At 71.5% G+C, this 22,558-nt stretch carries 22 protein-coding genes; 6 read left to right on the forward strand and 16 right to left on the reverse strand.

Annotation, left to right across the window (positions count from 1 at the left end):
- The first annotated feature begins 36 nt into the window (after positions 1-36).
- Positions 37-1,170, forward strand: a complete 1,134-nt coding sequence (locus ACFWNV_RS13035; protein WP_383944954.1) for a TDT family transporter — start codon at positions 37-39, stop codon at positions 1,168-1,170.
- Positions 1,171-1,226: 56 nt separating this feature from the next.
- Here ACFWNV_RS13035 and ACFWNV_RS13040 read toward each other — a convergent pair whose 3' ends face one another.
- Entirely contained in the window at positions 1,227-1,946 is a 720-nt protein-coding gene (locus ACFWNV_RS13040) for a helical backbone metal receptor (protein ID WP_383944957.1), read from the reverse strand.
- A 4-nt stretch (positions 1,947-1,950) separates the two neighbouring features.
- The gene (locus ACFWNV_RS13045) at positions 1,951-2,604 is read right to left on the reverse strand and encodes a helix-turn-helix domain-containing protein (protein ID WP_383944959.1); all 654 of its coding nucleotides are present in this window, start codon (positions 2,602-2,604) and stop codon (positions 1,951-1,953) included.
- A gap of 216 nt (positions 2,605-2,820) precedes the next feature.
- Between ACFWNV_RS13045 and ACFWNV_RS13050 the strand changes: the two genes are divergently transcribed.
- The 4 genes from ACFWNV_RS13050 to ACFWNV_RS13065 all read left to right on the forward strand — a co-directional run bounded on the left by ACFWNV_RS13050 (position 2,821) and on the right by ACFWNV_RS13065 (position 7,368).
- Complete coding sequence (locus ACFWNV_RS13050; protein ID WP_383945023.1) at positions 2,821-3,726, forward strand: 5'-3' exonuclease H3TH domain-containing protein; 906 nt, start codon at positions 2,821-2,823, stop codon at positions 3,724-3,726.
- Positions 3,727-3,787: 61 nt separating this feature from the next.
- On the forward strand, positions 3,788-4,636 hold the full coding sequence (locus tag ACFWNV_RS13055) for a siderophore-interacting protein (protein ID WP_383944961.1): 849 nt from the start codon (positions 3,788-3,790) through the stop codon (positions 4,634-4,636).
- 186 nt (positions 4,637-4,822) lie between these two features.
- The gene (locus ACFWNV_RS13060; RefSeq protein ID WP_383944964.1) at positions 4,823-6,367 is read left to right on the forward strand and encodes a serine hydrolase; all 1,545 of its coding nucleotides are present in this window, start codon (positions 4,823-4,825) and stop codon (positions 6,365-6,367) included.
- A 38-nt stretch (positions 6,368-6,405) separates the two neighbouring features.
- Positions 6,406-7,368, forward strand: a complete 963-nt coding sequence (locus ACFWNV_RS13065) for an RluA family pseudouridine synthase (protein WP_383944967.1) — start codon at positions 6,406-6,408, stop codon at positions 7,366-7,368.
- A gap of 48 nt (positions 7,369-7,416) precedes the next feature.
- On the opposite strand, the gene ACFWNV_RS13070 is transcribed toward ACFWNV_RS13065, so the two are convergent.
- The 13 genes from ACFWNV_RS13070 to ACFWNV_RS13130 all read right to left on the reverse strand — a co-directional run bounded on the left by ACFWNV_RS13070 (position 7,417) and on the right by ACFWNV_RS13130 (position 20,566).
- Positions 7,417-8,067, reverse strand: coding sequence for a helix-turn-helix domain-containing protein (locus tag ACFWNV_RS13070; RefSeq protein ID WP_383944970.1), 651 nt, complete (start codon positions 8,065-8,067; stop codon positions 7,417-7,419).
- A 90-nt stretch (positions 8,068-8,157) separates the two neighbouring features.
- Complete coding sequence (locus ACFWNV_RS13075) at positions 8,158-11,019, reverse strand: DEAD/DEAH box helicase (protein WP_383944973.1); 2,862 nt, start codon at positions 11,017-11,019, stop codon at positions 8,158-8,160.
- A gap of 65 nt (positions 11,020-11,084) precedes the next feature.
- A complete protein-coding gene (locus ACFWNV_RS13080; protein WP_383944976.1) occupies positions 11,085-12,023 on the reverse strand; it encodes a diacylglycerol kinase in 939 nt (312 codons plus the stop codon).
- Positions 12,024-12,060: 37 nt separating this feature from the next.
- Positions 12,061-13,026, reverse strand: a complete 966-nt coding sequence (gene tatC / locus ACFWNV_RS13085; protein ID WP_383944979.1) for a twin-arginine translocase subunit TatC — start codon at positions 13,024-13,026, stop codon at positions 12,061-12,063.
- Between the two features lie 61 nt (positions 13,027-13,087).
- Positions 13,088-13,387, reverse strand: coding sequence for a Sec-independent protein translocase subunit TatA (gene tatA / locus ACFWNV_RS13090; RefSeq protein ID WP_243334040.1), 300 nt, complete (start codon positions 13,385-13,387; stop codon positions 13,088-13,090).
- 171 nt (positions 13,388-13,558) lie between these two features.
- Entirely contained in the window at positions 13,559-13,759 is a 201-nt protein-coding gene (locus tag ACFWNV_RS13095; RefSeq protein ID WP_383944984.1) for a hypothetical protein, read from the reverse strand.
- Between the two features lie 26 nt (positions 13,760-13,785).
- Positions 13,786-14,025 carry a hypothetical protein gene (locus tag ACFWNV_RS13100; protein ID WP_383945026.1) on the reverse strand — a complete coding sequence of 80 codons (240 nt, stop codon included), beginning with the start codon at positions 14,023-14,025 and terminating at the stop codon, positions 13,786-13,788.
- On the reverse strand, positions 14,022-15,029 hold the full coding sequence (locus ACFWNV_RS13105) for a helix-turn-helix transcriptional regulator (protein WP_383944987.1): 1,008 nt from the start codon (positions 15,027-15,029) through the stop codon (positions 14,022-14,024). Before ACFWNV_RS13105 ends, ACFWNV_RS13100 begins: the two co-directional genes overlap by 4 nt.
- A gap of 82 nt (positions 15,030-15,111) precedes the next feature.
- Entirely contained in the window at positions 15,112-16,074 is a 963-nt protein-coding gene (locus tag ACFWNV_RS13110) for a helix-turn-helix transcriptional regulator (protein ID WP_383944990.1), read from the reverse strand.
- A gap of 145 nt (positions 16,075-16,219) precedes the next feature.
- Positions 16,220-16,606, reverse strand: coding sequence for an FKBP-type peptidyl-prolyl cis-trans isomerase (locus tag ACFWNV_RS13115; RefSeq protein WP_383944993.1), 387 nt, complete (start codon positions 16,604-16,606; stop codon positions 16,220-16,222).
- Positions 16,607-16,654: 48 nt separating this feature from the next.
- Positions 16,655-17,596 (reverse strand): FKBP-type peptidyl-prolyl cis-trans isomerase, encoded by a 942-nt coding sequence (locus ACFWNV_RS13120; protein WP_383944996.1) that lies wholly within the window; start codon positions 17,594-17,596, stop codon positions 16,655-16,657.
- Positions 17,597-17,722: 126 nt separating this feature from the next.
- Positions 17,723-19,084, reverse strand: a complete 1,362-nt coding sequence (gene pafA, locus ACFWNV_RS13125; protein WP_383944999.1) for a Pup--protein ligase — start codon at positions 19,082-19,084, stop codon at positions 17,723-17,725.
- Between the two features lie 135 nt (positions 19,085-19,219).
- Entirely contained in the window at positions 19,220-20,566 is a 1,347-nt protein-coding gene (locus ACFWNV_RS13130; protein ID WP_383945002.1) for an MFS transporter, read from the reverse strand.
- A 147-nt stretch (positions 20,567-20,713) separates the two neighbouring features.
- On the opposite strand from ACFWNV_RS13130, the gene ACFWNV_RS13135 reads away from it, so the two are divergent.
- A complete protein-coding gene (locus ACFWNV_RS13135) occupies positions 20,714-21,715 on the forward strand; it encodes a LacI family DNA-binding transcriptional regulator (RefSeq protein ID WP_383945005.1) in 1,002 nt (333 codons plus the stop codon).
- A 65-nt stretch (positions 21,716-21,780) separates the two neighbouring features.
- Here ACFWNV_RS13135 and prcA read toward each other — a convergent pair whose 3' ends face one another.
- Positions 21,781-22,545 (reverse strand): proteasome subunit alpha, encoded by a 765-nt coding sequence (gene prcA / locus ACFWNV_RS13140; protein WP_254384775.1) that lies wholly within the window; start codon positions 22,543-22,545, stop codon positions 21,781-21,783.
- Positions 22,546-22,558 lie beyond the last annotated feature (13 nt).

The following is a 22,558-nucleotide window of genomic DNA, read 5'->3' on the forward strand; positions in this document are numbered from 1 at the left end:
CTGCCGTCCGGCCCCGCCCGGCGGGACGCTGGACCCATGGCCACCACGCTCGTACGCCCCCGCCCCACCACCCCCGGGACCCTCCCCACCGCAGCGGCCCACAAGGCCCCGTCCCTGCGGCACCTCGGCCCCAACTGGTACGCCTCCGTCATGGGCACGGCGATCATCGCCAATGCCGGCGCGACCCTCCCGTACCAGCTCCCCGGCCAGCGCGTGGTCTGCCAGATCTTCTGGGTGCTGGCCGCCACCGCCCTCGCGGTCCTGCTGACCGCCCGGGCCGGCCACTGGCGCCACCACCGCGACCAGGCCCGCGCCCACCTCCTGGACCCCGCCGTGGCCCCCTTCTACGGCTGTCTCTCGATGGCCCTGCTGGCCGTCGGCGGCGGCGCGCTGATCGTCGGCAAGGACCTCATCGGCCTCCCCGCGGCCATCGCCGTGGACACCGTCCTGTTCACCGCCGGCACCGCCACAGGCCTCCTCGCCGCCGTGGCCATCCCCTACCTGATGGTGGTCCGCCACAAGGTCGAGGCCCACCAGGCCACCCCCGTCTGGCTGCTGCCCGTGGTCGCCCCCATGGTCTCCGCCGCGCTCGGCCCCCTGCTCATCCCCCACCTCCCCGCCGGCCAGGCCCGCGAGGCCATGCTGCTCGGCTGCTACGCGCTGTTCGGCCTGAGCCTGCTCGCCACCCTGCTGCTGCTCCCCCTGATCTTCGGCCGGCTGATCTTCCACGGCCCCCTGCCCCTGGTCCTCACCCCGACCCTGTTCCTGGTCCTGGGCCCCCTCGGCCAGTCGACCACCGCGGTGAACTCCCTCGCGGACATGGCGCCCCAGTCGATGGCCGGCCAGTACTCCGGCGCCTTCTCCGCCTTCGCGGTGGTCTACGGGGTCCCCGTGATGGGATTCGCCCTGCTCTGGCTGGCGCTGGCCGCGGCGATGCTGCTGCGGGCCGCCCGGAACGGCATGGGGTTCGCGATGACCTGGTGGGCGCTGACCTTCCCCGTCGGCACCTGCGTCACCGGCGCCGCCGGACTGGCCCGGCACACCGGTCTCGCCGCCTTCTCCTGGCTGGCCGCGGCCCTCTTCCTGGCCCTGGTCACCGCCTGGCTCCTGGCCGCCGCGAACACCCTGCGCGGCCTGTGGTCCGGCCGCCTGCTGGCCGCACCCCGCTAGAGCAGGGCCCGCCGGAGCAGGTCCTGCCAAAGCAGGCCCCGCCAAAGCAGGCCCTGCTAGAGCGCCGCCCGCAGGGCCGCCCCCAGCACCTCCGGGGCTTCGGCCAGCGAGGGGCCGTACCAGGTCAGGTGGCGGCCGTCGACGAACGCGGCCGGGATCCCGGGGAAGGCCTCGGGCCCGTCCCCGGGTCCAAAGCGGTACGGCTCGTCCGGGAACACCACGAGCCCGCAGCCGGCGGCGGCCAGTTCGGCGGCCGGGATCCTCGGGTAGCGCTCCGCGTGCCCGGCGTAGGCGTTGCGTACGCCGAGGCGGGCCAGCAGGTCCCCCGCGAAGGTGTCGCGGCCCAGCACCATCCAGGGCCTGCGCCACACCGGTACGAAGGCCGTCCGCGGCTCCGCGGCCGGCTCGACGCGGGCCCACGCGGCCTCCGCTTCCGCCAGCCACCGGGGCCGCTCCAGCCCCATGGCCCCCACCAGCACCCGGTCCAGCTCGGTGAAGGCCTGCGGGAGGTCCCGTACCTCGGTGACCAGCACCTCCAGCCCGGCCTCCCGCAGCGCCGCCAGGTCCGCAGCCCGGTTCTCCTCCTCGTTGGCGAGGACCAGATCCGGGCGCAGCTCCGCGACCGCCCGTACATCGGGGTTCTTCGTCCCCCCGATGCGCGCCGCGTCCCGCAGGCCGGCCGGGTGCGTGCACCAGTCGGTCACCCCGACGAGTGCACCGGGCGCGCTCACGGCCACCGCCTCGGTCAGGGACGGCACCAGCGATACGACCCGCATCCGGTCAGTGTCCCGGCGAGGGCGGCTCGGAGGTCGCGTGGATGTGCTCGCCGACCGCCACGATCAGGATCCGGGTGTCCTCGGTGACGGCCCGCCAGCGGTGGCGCACCCCGCCGGACAGGAACAGCGCGTCGCCGTTCTCCAGCCGGTACGCCCGCCCCTCGGCCTCCACCTGGCAGGCGCCCGAGACCACGTACATCAGCTCGTCGTTGCGGTGCTGGTACTCGCGGCCCGCGTCCTGGTCCCCGGTGAACTCCAGGGCGTGCAACTGGTGGTGCCCGCGCACGAGGGGCCGTACGCCGGGGACGGGAGTCAGCGCGGACTCGTCGCCCGCCCGTACGAGGTCCACGGTGCGCGCGGTGTCGGAGGCGGCCAGCAGGTCGACGGCGGTGGTCTCCAGCGCGTCGGCGACCCGTTCGAGGGACCGCATGCTGGGCCGGGCCCGCTCGTTCTCTATCTGGCTCAGGAAGGGGACCGACAGCCCGCTGCGCGCGGACACGGCGGCCAGGGTCAGGTGCAGGGCCCGGCGTCTCTTGCGCACGGCGACGCCCACCCGGAGCGGCTCCCTGGAGTCCTTGTCCCGATCCCGCTCCTTGTCGTCCGATCCGGTCGACGCTTCGCGTCCGCTCTTGCCGTCGATGCCGTCCCTGTCGTCCATGGCGGGGCTGCCCTCCCCTTGTTCCCAGTGGCCTTGTTCCCGGTGGCCTTGTTCCCGGTGGTCCGGTCCGTCGCACATCGCACATCGGTGTGCTGTAAGCACCTTACGCAGCAACCGGCCCCGGTTTCGCGCTCACGGGCAGAGGAGGCCGTACCCGCGCCACTTTCCGTTTGCCCTCAGTGCATCATCGTGACCGTGACGACGACACGACGCCTGATGCTCCTGGACACCGCTTCCCTCTACTACCGCGCGTACTTCGGCGTGCCGGATTCCGTGAAGGCCCCCGACGGCACACCGGTCAACGCCGTCCGCGGCCTGCTCGACTTCATCGGCCGCCTCGTGCAGGACCACCGGCCCGACGACCTGGTGGCCTGCATGGACGCCGACTGGCGGCCCCACTGGCGGGTGGAACTGATCCCGTCCTACAAGGCCCACCGGGTCGCGCAGGAGACGGAAACCGGCCCGGACGTCGAGGAGACCCCGGACACCCTGGCCCCGCAGGTCCCGATCATCGAGGCGGCCCTGGACGCCTTCGGCATCGCCCGGGTGGGGGTCGCCGGGTACGAGGCCGACGACGTGATCGGCACCCTGACCGGCCGCGCGACCGGCCCCGTGGACATCGTCACGGGCGACCGGGACCTGTACCAGCTGGTCGACGACGCGAAGCAGCGCCGGGTGCTGTACCCGCTGAAGGGCGTGGGCACCCTCCAGGTGACCGACGAGGCCTGGCTCCGCGAGAAGTACGGGGTGGACGGCCCCGGATACGCCGATCTGGCGCTGCTGCGCGGGGACCCGAGCGACGGCCTGCCGGGCGTCCCCGGGATCGGCGAGAAGACGGCGGCGAAGCTGCTGGACGCCTACGGGGACCTGGCCGGGATCATCGCGGCGATCGAGGACCCGAAGTCGAAGCTGACCCCCACCCAGCGCAAGCGGCTGGACGAATCCCGGCCCTATCTGGCGGTGGCCCCGAAGGTGGTCCAGGTCGCTTCGGACGTTCCGCTTCCGCAGTTCGACCCGGCGCTCCCGGCCGTTCCCGCGCAGCCGGATCTGGTCGCGGCCCTCGCACACAGGTGGGGCCTGAGTGGAGCCGTTGAACGTCTGGGCAGCGCACTCCGCCCCTGAGGTGCTAACTTAGGTAATCCTAAGCTTCACGGAGTCAGGGTCGGAGAGTCAGGGAGACGTCGTGGCAGAAGGACGCGCCCGCAAGGTCGGCACCGCAGTGGTCGTGCGGACCGAGCGGTTGAGTCCGCACATGGTGCGGATCGTGCTGGGCGGTGCGGGATTGGCCGGATTTGGTGCGGGCAGATTCACCGACCACTACGTGAAACTGCTCTTCGCACCGGCCGGCGTCAGCTACACCACCCCCTGGGACCTGGACCGGATCAAGGCGGTCCACCCCCGCGAGGAGTGGCCGCGCCAGCGCGCGTACACGGTGCGCGCCTGGGACCCGGCCCAGCTGGAACTGACCCTCGACTTCGTGGTCCACGGCGACGAGGGACTGGCCGGCCCCTGGGCGGCCCGCGTCCAGCCGGGTGAACTCGTGCGCTTCCTCGGCCCGGGCGGGGCCTACGCCCCGGACCCGGCCGCCGGCTGGCACCTGCTGGTCGGCGACGAGAGCGCCCTGCCGGCGATCGGCGCGGCGATGGAGGCGATGCCCGCAGGGGCCCGGGTCCACGCGCTCGTGGAGGTCGAGGGCCCGCAGGACGAGCAGCGGATCACCACTCCCGACGGCATCGCCCCGGTCTGGATCCACCGCGGTTCCCGCCCGGTCGGCGAGGCACTGGCCGAGGCCGTCCAGGCCCTGACCTTCCCCTCCTCCGACGTACACGCGTTCGTGCACGGCGAGGCCGGCTTCGTCAAAACCCTGCGCCACCACCTGCGCATCGAGCGCGGCATCCCGCGCGAGCGCCTGTCCATCTCCGGCTACTGGCGGCTGGGCGAGACCGACGAGGGCTGGCGCGCGATCAAGCGGGACTGGAACGCCCAGGTCGAAGCCGAGCAGGAACGCACCCTGGCCGGCGCCGCGTCCTGAAGCGACGCCCCCGGCAGGTCCGGGGGCGCGGCAGCGGAGCCCCGTACGGCGGCGGGGCACACCGGGCCGGGGTGAATCCCACGGCCCCGGGTTGAATCCCGCGGCAGGGGTGAATCCCGCGGCCGAGCCGGACCCCGCGGACGGCCACGCGAGGCGGTGCCACCCGTTCGGCGGCACAATGGCCCCATGCGTACGCTCCGCGCATTCACGGCAGCCGGAGCAGCCGCCCTCCTGGCCGCGACCGGGACCGCGACCGCCGCCCCGAGCCCGCCGCCCGCGCCCACCGCCCAGCTCACCGACGCCCAGGTCGACACGGCCGTGCGGCGCCTCGACGCCACCGTCGCCGAGATGATGCGCCGCACCGGGGTCCCCGGCGTCTCCGTGGCCGTCGTCCACGACGACAAGGTGGTCTACCTCAAGGGCTTCGGGCTGCGCCGCGTCGGCGACCCGGCCGCGGTGGACCCCGACACCGTCTTCCAGGTCGCCTCGCTCTCCAAACCGATCTCCTCCACGGTCGCCGCCGGGGTCCTCAAGGAGCCCGCCGACTTCGACCGGCACGCCGAACTGCCCGGTTTCACCCTCAAGGACCCGTGGGTGACCTCCCACGTCACCACCGCCGACCTGCTCTCCCACCGCAGCGGCCTGCCCGACCACGCCGGCGACCTCCTCGAAGACCTCGGCTACGACCAGGCGTACGTCCTCGACCATCTGCGCCTGGCACCCCTGAGCCCCTTCCGCGCGAGCTACGCCTACACCAACTTCGGGTTCACCGCCGGAGCCGAGGCCCTCGCCCGCTCCCGCGGCGCCACATGGCAGAAGCTCAGCGCCGACACCCTCTTCAAGCCCGCCGGCATGACGCACACCAGCACCGAGTTCAAGGCCTTCGTCGACTCCCCCGACCACGCGGCCACCCACGTGAAGAACGCGGACGGCACCTGGAGCCCCCGCTTCGTCCGCGATCCCGACGCCCAGTCCCCGGCCGGCGGGGTGAGCAGCACCGCCCGCGACATGTCCCGCTGGCTGCGGCTCCAGCTCTCCGGCGGCACCCTCGACGGCAAGCGCATCATCCCCGCCGACACCCTCGCCCGTACCCACCTCCCCGAGATCGTCTCGCAGCCGCCCGCCTCCCCCACCGGACGCACCGGCTTCTACGGGCTGGGCTGGAACGTCGGCTACGACGACGCGGGCCGCCTGCGCCTGAGCCACTCCGGCGCCTTCGCGCTCGGCGCCAACACCAGCGTCAGCATGCTCCCGCTGGAGAAGCTCGGCATCGTCGTCCTCACCAACGGCGCCCCCGTCGGCCTCCCCGACGCCGTCGCCGCCGACTTCTTCGACACCGCCGAACACGGGAAGGCGACCACCGACTGGCTGGCCCTGACCGGCGCCCTCTACGCCCGGATCGACGAGGAGGGCCGCTCCCCCACCGACTACGCCCGCCCGCCCACCGGTGCGAAGCCGGCCGCGGAGGACTCCGCGTACACCGGCACCTACGAGAACCCCTACTACGGCAAGGCGACCGTGGCGGCCACGAGCGAGGGCAAACTGACCCTGTCCCTCGGCCCGGAGCCGATGGTCTTCCCCCTCACCCACTACGACGGGGACACCTTCAGCTACGAGACCGCCGGGGAGAACGCCGTCGGCCGCACCGGGGTGTTCTTCTCCCCCGCCGACCGCACGGTCCGCATCGAGTACCTGGACGGCGACCACCTGGGGACCTTCACCGGCGGCTAGTGCCGTGAGGGTCGACCCGGCCGCATAGCCTGTACCCGGTGAAGCGCAGATCCCACATCCCCGACGCGCCCCTGCCCCAGGTCTCCGGCATCGACCCGGTCCGCATGCGGCTGCCCCCCGACCCGGACGGGACCTGGCCGGACCTCGGCTCCTACCTCACGGCACGCTACGAGGGCACGCGCGGCGAGGAGTCCATGGCCCGCCTGCTGCGCGAAGGCCGGGTGCTGGGCCCCGGCGGCCGGGTGCTGCGGCCGCAGGACCCGTACGAGCCCGGCGGCTTCCTGTGGTTCCACCGGGACATGCCGCCCGAGCCGGTGGTGCCCTTCCCGATCGGGGTCGTCTACCGCGACGAGCACCTGCTGGTGGCCGACAAGCCGCACTTCCTGGCCACCACCCCGCGCGGCAGCCACGTCTTCCAGACGGCCCTGGCCCGGCTCCGGGTGGAGCTCGGCCTGCCCGCGCTGAGCCCCGCGCACCGGCTGGACCGGATGACCGCCGGGCTGGTGCTGTTCAGCATCCGCCCCGAGGACCGGGGCGCCTACCAGCTGATGTTCCAGGAGCGGCGGATCCGCAAGGAGTACGAGGCGCTCGCGCCCCACGACCCGGCGGTGGAGTTCCCCCGGACCCTGCGCAGCCACATCGAGAAGGTCCGCGGGGTGATGGCGGCGACGGAGGTCGCGGGCGCCGAGCCGAACGCCGAGACCCTGGCCGAACTCCTCGCGGTCAAGGGGGACACCGGGCGCTACCGGCTGACCCCGCACACCGGGCGCACCCACCAGCTGCGGGTGCACATGAACAGCCTGGGCCTGCCGATCCTGGGCGACCCGGTCTACCCGGTGGTCCGCGATCCGGCGCCCGACGACTACCGGCGTCCGCTCCAGCTCCTGGCCCGCACCCTGGAGTTCACCGATCCCGTCACCGGGATCGCGCACCGCATCGAGAGCGGCCGCACCCTGCGGGCCTGGGAGGACCGGCCCGGCTGGGAAGAGGGATCCGCCTGAGGGATCCGCATGAAGGATCTGTTTGAGGAATCCGCTTGAGGGCTCCGCTCAGAGGTCGACGCCCGCGATCCGCAGCGCCGCGTCGGCGGTGGCCTCTGCGAAGGCGGCGACCGGGCGCGCGGGATCGGAGCGGTGGATCAGCATGACGCCTTCGATGAGGCCGAAGACGAGGTCGTTGCGGAGCACCAACCCGGCACGGTCATCGGCGAGTTCGGCTCCGACGCACGTTCCGTCGAGCAACTCCCGGTAGATGTCCTTGAGTTCCTGGCGCATCCGGCGGAAGCGGGCGAAGCGCGCACCGGCGACCTCCGGCAACAGGTAGAGGGCGCCCAGGTTGTACGGCCCCCCGCACAGCAGCATCACGTCCGAGCGGCACAGCTCCCAGAGCCGGCGTCCCGCGGAGCGTTCCGCGTCCCGGACCAGCCGGCGGGCCAGCTCCAGGGAGGGTGCGACCGTGGACTCCAGGAGTTCGGCGAGGAGTTCCTCCTTGCCGCCGAAGTAGTGGTACATCGTGGCCTGGCGCATTCCCGCCCGTTCGGCCACGGCCCGCGTGGTGGTGGCCGCGTACCCCTTGACCGTGAACAACTCGGCCGCCGCGTAGAGGAGTTCCTCGCGCGGCGGCCGTCCGCTCGCCGGTCTCAGCTGATCGGCGCGCGGCCGACCGACCCGTCTCGGCCCCTCGTCCGCTGCCCCAGTCATGGCCTGATTTTCTCACAGGACATGCCGAAGCGATCATGGCAAGAGATGAGATCCGGCCATGACCGCTCCTGGAGGAACCTACAACTGCGGCTATCCCACCGAGCTGTACGCCACCACACCGCGCAGCAGCGCGTCCACCGCCTTGCGCGCGTTGCGGGCCACGGTGCTGCCGCCCCCCGGGGAATCCGCGGACGCGGACGCCGAAGCGGCGGGCGCCGCGGCGGCCACCTGACCCAGCACGTCGATGACCTGCTTGCACCAGCGCACGAAGTCACCGGCCGGCATCTCCGCCTCGCGCAGCACCTCGTCCAGGCTCTTGTCGGAGGCCCACTGATACACCGCCCACGCGAAGCCGAGGTCCGGCTCGCGCTGGCCCACGCCCTCCGCCTGGTTGATGCCGTGCTCCTCCTCCAGCGCGTCGAGCCGGCCCCAGATGTGGACCATCTCGCCGAGCGCGGCCTTCGCCGCGCCGCCCGGCACCTTCGGCGCCACCGCGTCGTCGGACTGCCGCGCCTCGAAGACCAGCGCCGAGATGCAGGCGGCCAGTTCGGCCGGGCTCAGCCCCTCCCAGACACCGGCCCGCAGGCACTCCGACGCCAGCAGGTCGAGCTCTCCGTAGAGCCGGGCGAGGCGCCGCCCGTGCGGGGTCACCTCGTCCTCGCGCAGGTAGTCCAGATCCGTCAGCAGCGCGTGGATCCGGTCGAAGGTCCGGGCGATGGTGTTCGTCCGGCCCTCGATGCGCTGCTCCAGCTGCCGCGTGTCCCGCTGCAGCCGGTGGTAGCGCTCCGCCCAACGGGCGTGGTCCTCGCGCTCGTCGCAGCCGTGGCACGGGTGCGCCCGCAGCGCGGTGCGCAGCCTGGTGATCTCCCGGTCGTCGGCAGCGGCCGCCCGGCCGCCCCGGTGCCGCTCCACCGTGATGTGCCCGGCCTTGGTCCGCAGCTGAGACGCCAGGTCCCGACGCGACTGCGGGGAACGGGCGTTGAACGTCTTGGGGATCCGCATCCGCTCGATCGCCTCGACCGGAACCGGGAAGTCGATCCCGGCGAGCCGCTTGACCTGCCGCTCCACGGTCAGCACCAGCGGCCGCGGGCCCTCGGTGTACTCGTGCCCGCGGTGCCCGTTGGACCGCCCGGCCGGCACACCCGGATCCAGCACCAGCGCCAGCCCGGCGAACTTGCCCGTCGGCACGTGGATGATGTCGCCCGGCTTGAGCTTCTCCAGGGAACTGGCCGCCTGCGCCCGCCGCTGGGCGGCGCCCTGCTTGGCCAGGTCGTTCTCCCGGTCCTTGAGGTCGCGGCGCAGCCGCGCGTACTCCTCGAAGTTCCCGAGGTGGCAGGTCATGCCCTCCTTGTACCCCTCCAGGCCCTCCTCGTTGCGCTGCACCTGCCGGGAGATCCCGACGACCGAGCGGTCGGCCTGGAACTGCGCGAAGGAGGTCTCCAGCAGCTCGCGCGAGCGGTGCCGCCCGAACTGCTGGACCAGGTTCACGGCCATGTTGTACGAGGGCTTGAAGCTGGAGCGCAGCGGATACGTACGGGTACCCGCGAGCCCGGCCAGGCCCGCCGGGTCCATGCCCCGCTGCCACAGCACCACCGCGTGGCCCTCGACGTCGATGCCGCGCCGCCCGGCCCGCCCGGTGAGCTGCGTGTACTCGCCGGGGGTGATGTCGGCGTGCTGCTCGCCGTTCCACTTGACGAGCTTCTCCAGGATGACCGTGCGCGCCGGCATGTTGATGCCCAGCGCCAGGGTCTCGGTGGCGAACACTGCCTTCACCAGGCCCCGTACGAACAGCTCCTCGACGACCTCCTTGAAGGTGGGCAGCATGCCCGCGTGGTGCGCGGCGATGCCCCGCTCCAGGCCTTCGAGCCATTCGTAGTAGCCCAGGACGTGCAGGTCCTCGGTGGGGATGGAGGCGGTCCGCTCCTCGACGATCTCGCGCACCTTCAGCCGCGCGGTGTCGTCGTTGAGCCGCAGCCCCGCGTACAGGCACTGCTGGACGGCGGCCTCGCAGCCGGCCCGGCTGAAGATGAAGTTGATGGCGGGCAGCAGCCCGTCGCCGTCCAGCCGGGCGATGACCTCGGGACGCGAAGGGGTCCAGATCCGGCCGCGGGAGCGCCGCTCGCGCTCGCGGTCGGCCTCGCGGACCATCTTTCCGCGCCGCCGGTCCTTCGGGCTGTACCGGCTGCTGTTCTCCTCGCGCGCCATCCGCAGCAGGTCGGGGTTGACCTCGCGGCGCGCGGAACCGCGGCCGCCGTGGTCGGACCCCTCCTCGAAGAGGTCGTAGATCCGCCGGCCGGCCATGACGTGCTGCCACAGCGGTACGGGCCGCTCCTCGGAGACGATCACCTGGGTGTCGCCGCGCACGGTGTCGAGCCAGTCGCCGAACTCCTCGGCGTTGGAGACGGTGGCGGAGAGCGAGACCAGGGTCACCGACTCGGGGAGGTGGATGATGACTTCCTCCCAGACGGCTCCGCGGAACCGGTCGGAGAGGTAGTGCACCTCGTCCATCACCACGTAGCCCAGCCCGTTCAGCGCCTGCGAGCCCGCGTACAGCATGTTGCGGAGCACCTCGGTGGTCATGATGACCACCGGGGCATTGGCGTTGACGCTGTTGTCGCCGGTGAGCAGACCGACCTTGTCGGCGCCGTAGCGCTTGGCGAGGTCGGCGTACTTCTGGTTCGACAGGGCCTTGATGGGCGTGGTGTAGAAGCACTTGCGGCCCTGTTGCAGGGCCAGGTGCACGGCGAACTCGCCGACGATGGTCTTGCCCGAGCCGGTCGGGGCGGCGACTAGGACGCCTTTGCCGGCCTCCAGTGCCTTGCAGGCCTCGATCTGGTAGGGATCCAGGTCGAATTCGTACATCGCGCGGAAGGGCGCCAGGGCCATCTTCTCTTCGGCGGCGCGGATCCGGGCAGCGGCGTACCGCTCGGCGGGAGAAAGTTCTTCGGTCATCTTGTCTTCGAGCCTACCCGCCACCCCTGACAACAGTCGCGATCTTTTGCGCGGGCCCGGACGTCCTACGCCAGGAGCCGCAGCGCCGCCGGGACGCACTGCGCGGTCACCGGGAGGGGACCCAGCGGCTCGCCGTCCGCGTAGGCCGTGATGCCGGCCGCCTCCAGGGTCACCTTCGCGGCCCGGTGGACGGTGACCTTCGGATGGTCGAGGTGGGTGCCCTTGTAGACCCGGGGGAAGACCTTCAGCAGGGTGGTGCGGCTGCAGTCGCCGACGACCGTGACGTCGAAGAGCCCGTCGTCGACGACGGCGTCCGCGCATATCCGCATGCCGCCGCCGTAGGAGGAGCCGTTGCCGACGGCCACCAGGGTGGCCTCGGTCTCCAGCACCGCGCCGCCGTCCAGGGTGATCCGGTACGGGAACGGCCGGAAGGCGGCCAGCTCCAGCGCCATCGCCAGGTCGTACTTGAACCGGCCGGCCGGCAGCCGCATCCGGTTGCCCCTGTCGTTGACCCGCGAGTCGAAGCCGGAGCACAGCACGGTCCCGTACCAGGTCCCGCCGGAGCCGTCGCCGGCCCCCGCACCGTCCCCGCCCCCATCGAGGGACCCGGCCACCCGGCCGAGGTCGATCTCGCGCAGGCGGCCCTCCTTGAGCGCCTCGGCGGCCAGCCGGCCCGCCCGCGCGGGTTCCCGTACGGGCAGCCCCATCGCGCGCGCGAAATCGTTTCCGGTGCCCACCGCGACCACCCCGAGCGGCACCAGCGTGCCCGCGAGCGCCTGCAGCGCGAGGGAGACCAGCCCGTCCCCGCCGACCGCGATCACCGCTCCGGTGCCCTCGCGCACCGCGGTGCGCAGCCGGGCCAGCGCGTCGGGGGCATCGGCCCCGACGACGCTGCGCACCGAGAAACCGGCGTCACGAAGCGCGGAAGCGGCCGGCTGCGCGGCGTGCGCGGCCCGGCCGCTTCCGGCGGTGGGATTGACGAGGAGGGTGATCTCAGCACTCACCCGCGGGAATGTACCCGCCGGGGACGGCCCGCGTCGATCAGGTGGCGTCGTCGTAGCCGTTGATCCGCTGGCGTCCGCCGTCGGCCTGCTCGGGCAGGGTGCCCGGAGCCGCCACGGGCTCGACCGCGCCCACGGTCGCCGGGGTCAGGTCCACCTCGGAGGCCTCGTCGTCGTCCAGGCCCGCGTCGGGGTTGTTCCGGGCCCGCCGGCGGTCGTTGAGGTAACAGACCAGCAGCGCGACGAAGTACAGGGCGACGATCGGCGCGGCCAGCGCCAGCATCGTCAGCGGGTCACCGGTGGGCGTCGCGAACGCCGCGAAGATCGTGATGCCCAGCACCATCGCCCGCCACCAGCTCGCCAGCCGCTTCGCGGTCAGCACCCCGGTGACGTTGAGCAGGATCAGCAGCAGCGGCAGCTCGAAGGCCAGGCCGAAGACCACGATCATGCGCGTGATCAGGTCGAGGTAGTCGTCGACCGGCAGCAGGTTGCTCGCGTTCTCGGGGGTGAACTCCAGCAGGATCACCGCGGTCTGCGGCAGCACCTTGTACGCGAGGACCGCGCCCGCACCGAACAGCGGAGCACCGACCGCCACGAAGCCCACGGCGTACTTGCGCTCGTGGTTGTGCAGCCCCGGGGCCACGAAGGCCCACAGCTGGTACAGCCACACCGGCGCGGAGAGCACCACACCTGCGGTGAGGGAGACCTTCAGGGCGATGGAGAACGGCGCGATGAGGCCGTTGACCGTCATGGCGGCACAGGGCTTCCCGTTGCGCTGCGCGACCACGCCGTTGGCACAGCCGACGGAGTCCAGGATCGGCTTCATCATGAAGTCGATGAGGTCCTTGTAGAAGAACGCGGCCACGATCGTGATCACGAGGATCCCAAGAACCGCCTTCATCAGCCGGTTTCTCAGCTCACGCAGGTGCTCGACAAGGGGCATCCGCCCTTCGGCGTCCTTCGCCTTCTTGTCCAGCTTCTCCTGCTTGCGGGCAGACTTGAGCAACCCACGTCCCTTGTCTCGTTGCAGTTGACTGATGCGGGCGCGACCGGAAGACCGGCCGCCGTCAGCCCTGCGTGGTGTGGTTGGGCTCGTTCACGGGGCGGGCGCTGGTCACGTCACCGGGCGAGGCCTGGATCGTGCGCGGGGCCGTGGCCTGCTGCTGGGGGGCCGGGTCGGCGACGGAAGCGGCGGTGGCGGCGTCCTCCGCCTCCCCCTCCTTCTTCATCGCCTTCGCCTCGCTCTTGAGGATGCGGGCGGACTTGCCGAGCGAGCGGGCCATGTCGGGAAGCTTCTTGGCACCGAACAGCAGGAAGATCACGGCGACGATCAGGAGGATCTCGAGGGGCTTCAGGTTGCCGATCATGTGTGTCTTCCTTCTCACCGAAACGGCTGGTTGTGGTAGTCAAGACGGCTCTGACCGCGATCGGTAAAGCCGTTCTGACAAGGATCGTAACCCCCGGGGGTTAACGCGAGGCAATGCCCTGGGGCATCACCGCTTGCGTGGTCAGACAGTACGACGGTTGCCCGGGGATGGCTATGGCCGCACGGAGCGCCCGGCCCTGGCCAGGCCCGTAGCGGCCCGTTCCAGGTCGGCGGAGGCCTCCGCGATCCGGCGGCCGGCGTCCGAGACCTGCACGGAAAGCCGGCGCACCTCCACGAAGACCCGCACCGCGAGCACGGCGAGGACGGCGAGCCCGAGGAAACCCAGAGCGATTGCGAACATCGGCCACAGCATGTGACGAGCCTAGGCCACCGGCCGCCTCACACGCTGCGCAGGGTGCTCACGCCGCCACCGGTCAGCAGTTCCACGATGCGCTCCCCGGCCGGTTTGCGGACCGGAGCCCCGCACTCGGGACAGGTGAAGGAGTAGAACGTCGTACGACTGCTGCCGCCGATGGCGAGGCGCAGGGCGCCCGCGTCCAGCTCGAAGCGGGCCCGGCAGTCGGGACAGGACGCCTTGAACGCGACCGACATCGCGCGGATCCCCCCTCGGCCCCTCAGCCCTGTTCCCCGTCCCCGGCGCGCTCCGCGTCCCCGGCCGCCCCGCCCTCGTACGCGGCGAGCGCCTCCCGGGCCGCCCGGCGGGCGCTGTCCGCCAGCTCCACGGGGGCCACGATCCGCCCCTCGCGGCCCAGCCGCAGGGCCAGGCGCCGCAGCGAGCCCGGGTCAGGGGTCCGCAGGGTGATCCGCAGGCCCCCCTCGGGCAGCTCCTCGGCACTGTCGTGCGGGTAGTACTCGGCCACCCAGCGCCCGCCCGGACCGACCTCGACCACGACCTCCGGATCCTCGGCGGCCGGCTGGACCAGCCCTTCGGACAGGTCCCGGGGCTCGATGGCGGGCGGATCGGCCCGCTCGTCGAGCAGCCGGATCTCCGCCACCCGGTCCAGGCGGAAGGTCCGCCGGGCCTCGGAGAGGTGGCACCACCCCTCCATGTACGTGTGCCCCACGGCGAACAGCCGGATCGGGTCGACCTTGCGTTCGGTGAGCTCGTCGCGCGCCGGCGAGTAGTAGCGCAGCCACAGCCGGCGCTGCTCGGCGATGGCCCGGTCCACGTCGGCGAAGACCCCGCCCTCGGACTCGAAGGTCACCGAGAGCCGGGAACTGGCCCCGGCCGCCTCGCCCGCGGCCGCCTCCAGCTTGGCGGTGGCCCGCAGCAGGGCCTGCCGGTCGCCCTCGCGCAGCCCCGGCAGCGTGGCCACCGCCCGCGCGGCCACCAGCAGCGCCGTCGCCTCGTCGGCCGCCAGCCGCAGCGGCTCGGCGGTGGACTCCCCCGAGGCATCGGGGTTGCGCCACCAGATGCGCTCCCCGTCGGTGTCGATGTCGAGCAGGTCGCCGCCCCGGAAACTGGTCCCGCACATGGGCAGCACGTCGAGGTCCGAGATCAGCTCGTCCTCGGTGATCCCGAAGGCCCGGGCCACGTCCGCGACGTGCGCACCCGGGCGCTCGCGCAGGTACGTCACCAGGGACAGCATCCGGCGCGTCTGGTCGATGGCGTTGGCAGCCATGCTGGTACGTCTCCCCCTCAGGGCGTTGCTCAATGATCTTGCCCGGTCCACCCGCTCCCGCGCGGCTGCGCGCCGTGGCGGGTCAGCCCTTGGCCACGGCCCGCAGCCGGTCCACGACGTCCGCCCGCAGGTCGGCCGGCTCCAGCACCACGACATCGGGGCCGAACTCCACCAGCCAGGCGTCCAGCCCGTGCCCGTACGGGATCTCCAGCTCGTCCCAGCCCGCTCCGCCGGCCCCCTCGCGCACCGCCGTCGCCCTGGACCGCAGCGGATAGCCCGCCCCCGCCCGCAGCCGGATCAGCGCGGAACGCTCCGCGCTCTCCCCGGCCCAGCTCGCCACGGTCTCCCGCACCGTCACCACGTCCGGGACCTCGGCGGTGTACCTGGCCGCCCGCGAGCGGACCTTGCCCGTGATCCGGGAGAGCCGGAACACGCGCTCCGCCCCGCGGTCGCGGTCGAAGCCCGCCAGGTACCAGTGGCCGCGCCAGCACTCCAGGGCCCACGGCTCCACCTGCCGGGTCTCGGGCCGGGCCGCGGTGGACTTGCGGTAGTCGAAGACCACCGGACGGCGGTCGCGGCAGGCCAGCATCAGCGGCTCGAAGGCCGCCTCGTGCACCGGGATCCGCGGCTCGATCGCACTGTGCTGGCCCTCGTACGGGTCCGAGGCCTCCGGCATGCCGCCGGCCCGCAGCTTCTGCAGGGCCCCACTGGCCGCACCGGCGAGCCGCGCCTGCTGCCACACCTTGGCGGCGAGCCCCAGGGCCGCGGCCTCCTCGGCGTCCAGCGCCACGGGCGGCAGCCGGTTGGAATCACGCCGGGCCAGATAGCCGGTGTCGCCCTCCAGGTTCTCGACGGTCTCGATGACCAGCCCGAGCTCCCTCAGATCGTCCTTGTCCCGCTCGAACATGCGGTTGAAGGACTCGTCGTTCCCGGCTTCCATGTAGGCCTCGATGGAACCGCGCAGTTCCCGCTTGCTGAGCGGCCGGCGCGTCCCCAGCAGACACAGCGCCAGATTCATCAGCCGCTCGGCCTTGGCAATCGCCATCGACGCCCATCCGCCCTTCCAGACCTTCGAGTCGTGTCCCCGGTACACCCTCGTGACCGCTGACCGTACCGCCCCGGCCGTCCTGGGCAAAAGCGAGGGCCCCCGCCTCGAAGGCAGGGGCCCCACACGCTTCACAGCGGACCGATCAGACGCCCATCAGGTCGCACACGAAGATCAGCGTCTCGCCCGGCTTGATGGCAGCACCCGCGCCACGGTCGCCGTAGGCGAGGTGGGCCGGGATGACCAGCTTGCGGCGGCCGCCGACCTTCATGCCCTGGATGCCCGTGTCCCAGCCGGAGATGACCTGGCCGATACCGAGCTGGAACTGCAGCGGCGCGCCGCGGCCCCAGGAGGCGTCGAACTCCTCACCGGTCGAGTAGGCCACGCCCACGTAGTGGACGGAGACGCGCGCACCGGCCTTGGCCTCGGCGCCGTCACCCTCCCAGACGTCCTCGATCACGAGGTCCGCCGGGACCGGGAAATCAGGGAAGTCGATCTCGGGCTTCTCGATCTTCTCGGGCTTGTTGCTCACGGAACTGCTCCTCAAAAACTTACGAACAGGGGTACAACCCGGACAGTCTTACACCACGGCCAGGATGTCGAGACTGAAGACCAGCGTCGAGTTGGCCGGGATGGTGCCCTGCTCCTTGTCACCGAAACCCTGGTCCGGCGGGATGACCAGCAGGATGCGGCTGCCGACCTTCTTGCCGACGATCCCGTCCTTCAGACCCTTGACCGAGAGCTCCGTCAGCGGCCACGTCACCGACGTGTCCGTGGCGTACGTGCTTTCGAAGGTCTTGTCGTCCTTCCACGTCTTGCCGTGGAACTTGACCACCACGCTGTCGGTGTCCTTCACGACAGCGCCGTCGCCGCTCTCCAGCACGTAGTTCGACACGAGCTTCGTCGGCGCGGTGCCGTCCTTCGGGACGGTCACGGCGACTTCCTTGCCGTCCGTGTTCGTACCCACCTTCGGCAGGGCGGCGTCCGTCTGCGGGACCTCCTTGCCCGTGGCCGAAACCGGGACGCTGGTGGCCTTGACGATGTCCACGACGAACACCAGCGTGGCGTTCGCCTTGATCTTTTCGCCCGAGCCCTGCTCGCCGTAACCGAGGTCCGGCGGAATCACCATCTCCAGGCGGCTGCCGACCTTCTTGCCCTCCAGGCCCTGGTCCCAGCCCTTGATGACCTGGCCCGCGCCGATGGTCACGTCGAACGGCTTGCCCTTGCCGAAGCTCTGGTCGAACGGCTCCTTGCCGTCCCAGACCTGGCCGAGGTAATTGACCTGGGCGATGTCGCCCTTCTTCAGCGCCGGGCCATCGCCCTCGCTGACGGTCACCACCTTCAGTTCCTTCGGCGGGGTGCCCGAACCCTTCGCAAGGGTGGGGGTCTCACCGAACTTGGCGCCCTTGGTGATCGCGGGCGCCCCGTTCTTCATCTCGGCGGAGTCGGAGCCGCTGTCGCCACACGCCGCTGTCGACAGCAGCAGAAGGGGTACGACAAGCAGGCCGGCAAGTCGGCGCACGTGTTCCTCAGATCTCAGACGGCACATAGGTCGTCGCCACTCTAAGGCGTGGACAGGGCCCCGTACGAGATCCGTACGAGGCCCTGGCCAAGATCAGTGCGATGTCACACGGCGCGAATCGGCGCCCTACATCCCCGCGATCAGCTTCTCCACCCGGTCATCCACCGACCGGAACGGGTCCTTGCACAGCACCGTGCGCTGCGCCTGGTCGTTCAGCTTCAGATGCACCCAGTCGACCGTGAAGTCCCGCCGCTGCTCCTGCGCACGACGGATGAAATCACCCCGCAACCGCGCCCTCGTCGTCTGCGGAGGCACCGACTTGCCCTCGAAGATCTTGAGGTCGTTGCAGATCCGCGCCGCCTGCCCCTTGCGCTCCAGCAGGTAGTACAGCCCGCGCCTGCGGTGGATGTCGTGATACGCGAGGTCTATCTGAGCCACCCGCGGATTCGACATCGTCATGTTGTGCTTCGCCCGGTACCGCTCGATCAGCTGGTACTTCATCACCCAGTCGATCTCGGTCCCGATCCGGTCCAGGTCCTGCGCGTCGATCGCGTCCAGCGTCCGGCCCCACAGCTCCAGCACCTGGTCCACGACACCCTCACGGATGCCCCGGCGCTCCGCGAAGTCCACCGCCTTGTCGTAGTACTCCCGCTGGATCTCCAGCGCGGAGGCCTCCCGCCCGCTCGCGAGGCGCACCTTGCGCTGACCCGTGATGTCGTGGCTGACCTCACGGATCGCCCGGATCGGGTTCTCCAGCGTCAGGTCCCGCATCACCGTGCCCGCCTCGATCATGCGCAGCACCAGATCGGTCGCCCCGACCTTCAGCAGCATGGTCGTCTCGGACATGTTCGAGTCGCCCACGATCACGTGCAGGCGCCGGTAGCGCTCCGCGTCCGCGTGCGGCTCGTCGCGCGTGTTGATGATCGGCCGCGAACGCGTCGTGGCCGAACTGACACCCTCCCAGATGTGCTCGGCCCGCTGGCTCACGCAGTAGACCGCACCCCGCGGCGTCTGCAGCACCTTGCCCGCACCACAGATCAGCTGCCGCGTGACGAGGAACGGGATCAGAATGTCCGCCAGCCGGGAGAATTCCCCGTGCCGGGCCACCAGGTAGTTCTCATGGCAGCCGTACGAGTTTCCCGCCGAGTCGGTGTTGTTCTTGAACAGATAGACGTCGCCCGCGATTCCCTCCTCGTGCAAGCGGCGTTCGGCGTCGACGAGCAGGCCTTCGAGAATGCGCTCGCCGGCCTTGTCGTGGGTGACCAGTTCGATCAGGTTGTCGCATTCGGGAGTTGCATACTCCGGATGCGAACCCACGTCGAGGTAGAGGCGGGCGCCGTTCCGCAGGAAGACATTGCTACTGCGGCCCCATGACACAACACGGCGGAAGAGGTAGCGCGCCACTTCGTCAGGAGACAGTCGGCGCTGTCCCCTGAACGTGCACGTGACGCCGTACTCGTTCTCCAGCCCGAAAATGCGGCGGTCCATGACTGAACATTACGCCTTCTGCTCTGTTCTGAAACCGAGTTCGCAGCCGCCGTTTCGATCATTTTCCCGAGCGGCCACCCCCGCGCACGCCCGCCACGCCGCTGCCGCACGCCCCCCACGTGCCCACCGCCCCGCCTAAGACCCCGTCACCGAGGCCTCGGCAGAGCCCTCCAACGGCCCCGCCGAACCCGCGGCCGAGCCCTCGGGCGAACCCGCAGCCGAACCCGCGGCCGGACCCGCAGCCGGCGCCTCGGCCGAACCGGCCGCCCGCCCCGGCACGGAACCCGCCACCGCACGACTCGCACCCGGACGCGCCAGCACCCGCTGAGTCACCGTCAGCACCAGCAGCGCCGCCACCCCCGCCACGCTCGCCACCGCGAACCCCGCCGCCGTACCCCCCGCCTCCACCGAAGGACCCGCCGCCGCCGTACCGATCGCCGCACCCACCCCGAAGAACGTCACCAGCCACGAGAACGCCTCCGTCACCGTGCCCGCCGGAGCATGCCGGTCCACCACGATGAACGCACACGCCAGAGCCGGAGCCAGGAACACCCCCGCCAGCGCCGCGAACCCCGTCATCGCCACCACACCCGGCACCAGCATCAACGGCAGGTAACACACCGCCAGCAACGCCACCAGCAACCGCAGCCGCCGCTCCGGCGCACCCGCCCACTGCCGCGCCCCATACAGCACACCACCGAACAGCGCGCCCAGACCCAGCGCCGCCATCAGCCAGCCGTACACCGCCTGACCACCGTGCTCGTCCGCGTACGCCACACCCGCCACCGTGATCGACCCCAGCGCCGTCCCCACGAAGAAGAACGCCCCCAGCAACGCCAGCAGACCCGGCGACCGCAGCGCCCCCAGCCAGTGCGCCTCCCGCGGCTCCGAACGCCACGTCCGCGAAGGCTCCGACACCACCACCGACAGCGCCCCCAGCACCCCGATCCCGTTCAGCACCAGCAGCGCCACCGACGGATCCCAGAGCGCCACGCACAGCGTCACCAGCAGCGGCCCCACCGTGAACATGACCTCCTGGGCCACCGCGTCCATCGCGTACGCCGCATGGACCCGCTCCTCCTTGCCGCCCAGCACGCTCGGCCACAGCGCCCGCAGCCCGCCCTCCAGCGGCGGCGTGAACAGCCCCGCGACCACCACCGCCGCGTACGCCACCCCCACCGAACCGGTCCCGGCCAGCGCCAGCCACACCATGCCCAGCGCCGACACCACCGCCGCCGGCAACTGCACCCGCGGCTGCCCGAACAGGTCCACCGCCCGCCCCAGCAGCGGCTGACCCACCGCGTTCGACACCCCGTACGCGGCCGCGAGCGCACCCGCCAGGCTGTAGCTGCCGCCCTCCGCCCGGGTGAACAGCACGATCGCGATCGGCCCCGTCCCGTTCGGCAGCCGGCCTATGAGCGTGCCCACCAGCAGCCTCGCGGCATGCCGGGTCCTGAGCAGCTCCGCGTAACCCGCGGCCATGTCCGCCCCCTTCTGCCCGGAACCCAGCCCGGGAGTAACCCAAGTAATACGTATAACGTGACCGGTCATACGTACCATGACCACAGTCGGACGGTCCACCCACCCGACACCCACACCCCCCGTGACCTCGCACTACAGGAGCACCGTGTGACGAGACCCACCAGCCGCGACGTGGCCACCGCCGCCGGAGTCTCCCAGGCCACCGTCTCCCTCGTCCTCGGCGACAAATGGCGCGGCCGCGTCTCCGAACGCACCGCCGGCCTGGTCCGCGAAGCCGCCACCACCCTCGGCTACCGCCCCAACCTCGCCGCCCGCAACCTCCGCCTCGGCTCCACCCGCACCGCCCTCCTCGTCGTCCCCGCCCTCACCAACGAATTCTTCGCCCGCGTCTACACCGGCGCCGCCCGCATCGCCGCCGAACACGGCTTCGGCGTCGTCCTCTACCCCTCCCCCGACGGCACCGGCCCCGCCCGCGACCCCTTCGCCTCCGCCCGCGCCGCCCTCGACGGAGTCATCGCCTCCTCCATGGCCGCCGACGCCCTCCACGCCCTCGGCGGCGACGGACTCCCCCTCGTCATGCTCGACAGCGACCCCACCGCCGACACCGCACACGCCCACGTCAACCTCGCCATCGCCGACGGCATGCGCCAAACCGCCGAACACCTCCTCCACCACGGCCACCACCGCTTCCTCCACCTCGCCTCCGCCATCGACTCCTGGACCTTCGACATCCGCGCCGACGCCCTGGCCGCCCTCCTGCCGCCCCCCGCCGAGCTGCGCACCGTACGGGCCCACCTCAGCGTGGAAGCCGCCCGTACGGCCATGGAGAGCGCCCTGGACACCCCCGCGGACCGCCGCCCCACCGCCGTCGTCTGCGACGACGACATCCTCGCCGCCGGCGCCTGCAAAGCCGCCCGCCGCCTCGGCCTGCGCATCCCCGAGGACCTCTCCGTCACCGGCTTCGACGACCTCGCCCTCGCCACCGCCGTCGAACCGGAACTCACCACCGTCCACCTCCCCGCCGAACGCGTCGGCGAACAGGGCATGACCGCCCTCCTCGCCGTCCTCGAAGGCACCCCCTGGACCCCCGTCGACATCCCGGTCCACCTCGTCGTCCGCGACTCCACGGGACCCGCCCCCCGCGCCTGAGCCCCGGAAACGCGAAAGCGCCCCCGACCCGAAGGTCAGGGGCACTCACCCATCACTACTTACGACTACTCGGCTTCCTCTTCGGGAGCCTCGTCGTTCGACACGGCATCCGCCTGAGCGGCCGCCGGAACGTCCGCCTCCAGCAGCCGCGACAGCTGCCGGCCACGGATCCGCTTGAACTTGCGCTGCTGGGCCCGCGTACGGTCCAGCACCGCCACCTCCAGCCGCTCCGCCGGAATCGACTTGTCGGTACCGTTCGCCTGGCTCGACAGCGCCTGCACCGCCAGCTTCAGCGCCTCGGACAGGGTCATCCCGTCCTGGTGCCGCTGATCGAGATAGGTACTGATCTGCTCGGCGTTGCCACCCACGGCGACGGACCCGTGCTCGTCGACGATCGACCCGTCGTGCGGCAGCCGGTAGATCTGATCGCCCGCGGCGGTCGCACCGACCTCCGCCACCACCAGCTCCACCTCGTACGGCTTCTCCCCCGCACTCGAGAAGATCGTGCCGAGCGTCTGCGCGTAGACGTTCGCCAGCCCACGGGCCGTCACATCGTCACGGTCGTACGTGTATCCGCGCAGATCGGCGTACCGCACACCACCGATGCGCAGGTTCTCGTACTCGTTGTACTTGCCGGCGGCCGCGAAGCCGATCCGGTCGTAGATCTCGCTGAACTTGTGCAGCGCACGGGACGGGTTCTCACCGACGAACACGATGCCGTCGGCGTACTGGATCACAACAAGGCTCCGACCGCGGGCGATGCCCTTGCGGGCGTATTCCGCCCGGTCGGCCATGGCCTGCTGGGGTGACACGTAGAACGGAGTCGACACCGGCTTTCCGTCC

Origin of the sequence: Streptomyces sp. NPDC058401, from assembly GCF_042722885.1 — a bacterium.
Classification (GTDB): domain Bacteria; phylum Actinomycetota; class Actinomycetes; order Streptomycetales; family Streptomycetaceae; genus Streptomyces.

Bases quoted from the DNA above. Each gene is read 5' to 3' on its own strand.
- tatA (WP_243334040.1), bottom strand. From the start codon at position 13,387: ATGATCGGCAACCTGAAGCCCCTCGAGATCCTCCTGATCGTCGCCGTG.
- ACFWNV_RS13045 (WP_383944959.1), bottom strand. From the start codon at position 2,604: ATGGACGACAGGGACGGCATCGACGGCAAGAGCGGACGCGAAGCGTCG.
- ACFWNV_RS13105 (WP_383944987.1), bottom strand. From the start codon at position 15,029: ATGGCTGCCAACGCCATCGACCAGACGCGCCGGATGCTGTCCCTGGTG.
- ACFWNV_RS13040 (WP_383944957.1), bottom strand. From the start codon at position 1,946: ATGCGGGTCGTATCGCTGGTGCCGTCCCTGACCGAGGCGGTGGCCGTG.
- ACFWNV_RS13070 (WP_383944970.1), bottom strand. From the start codon at position 8,067: ATGACTGGGGCAGCGGACGAGGGGCCGAGACGGGTCGGTCGGCCGCGC.
- ACFWNV_RS13050 (WP_383945023.1), top strand. From the start codon at position 2,821: ATGCTCCTGGACACCGCTTCCCTCTACTACCGCGCGTACTTCGGCGTG.
- ACFWNV_RS13095 (WP_383944984.1), bottom strand. From the start codon at position 13,759: ATGCTGTGGCCGATGTTCGCAATCGCTCTGGGTTTCCTCGGGCTCGCC.
- ACFWNV_RS13110 (WP_383944990.1), bottom strand. From the start codon at position 16,074: ATGGCGATTGCCAAGGCCGAGCGGCTGATGAATCTGGCGCTGTGTCTG.
- ACFWNV_RS13130 (WP_383945002.1), bottom strand. From the start codon at position 20,566: ATGGCCGCGGGTTACGCGGAGCTGCTCAGGACCCGGCATGCCGCGAGG.
- ACFWNV_RS13075 (WP_383944973.1), bottom strand. From the start codon at position 11,019: ATGACCGAAGAACTTTCTCCCGCCGAGCGGTACGCCGCTGCCCGGATC.
- ACFWNV_RS13060 (WP_383944964.1), top strand. From the start codon at position 4,823: ATGCGTACGCTCCGCGCATTCACGGCAGCCGGAGCAGCCGCCCTCCTG.
- pafA (WP_383944999.1), bottom strand. From the start codon at position 19,084: ATGGACCGCCGCATTTTCGGGCTGGAGAACGAGTACGGCGTCACGTGC.
- ACFWNV_RS13035 (WP_383944954.1), top strand. From the start codon at position 37: ATGGCCACCACGCTCGTACGCCCCCGCCCCACCACCCCCGGGACCCTC.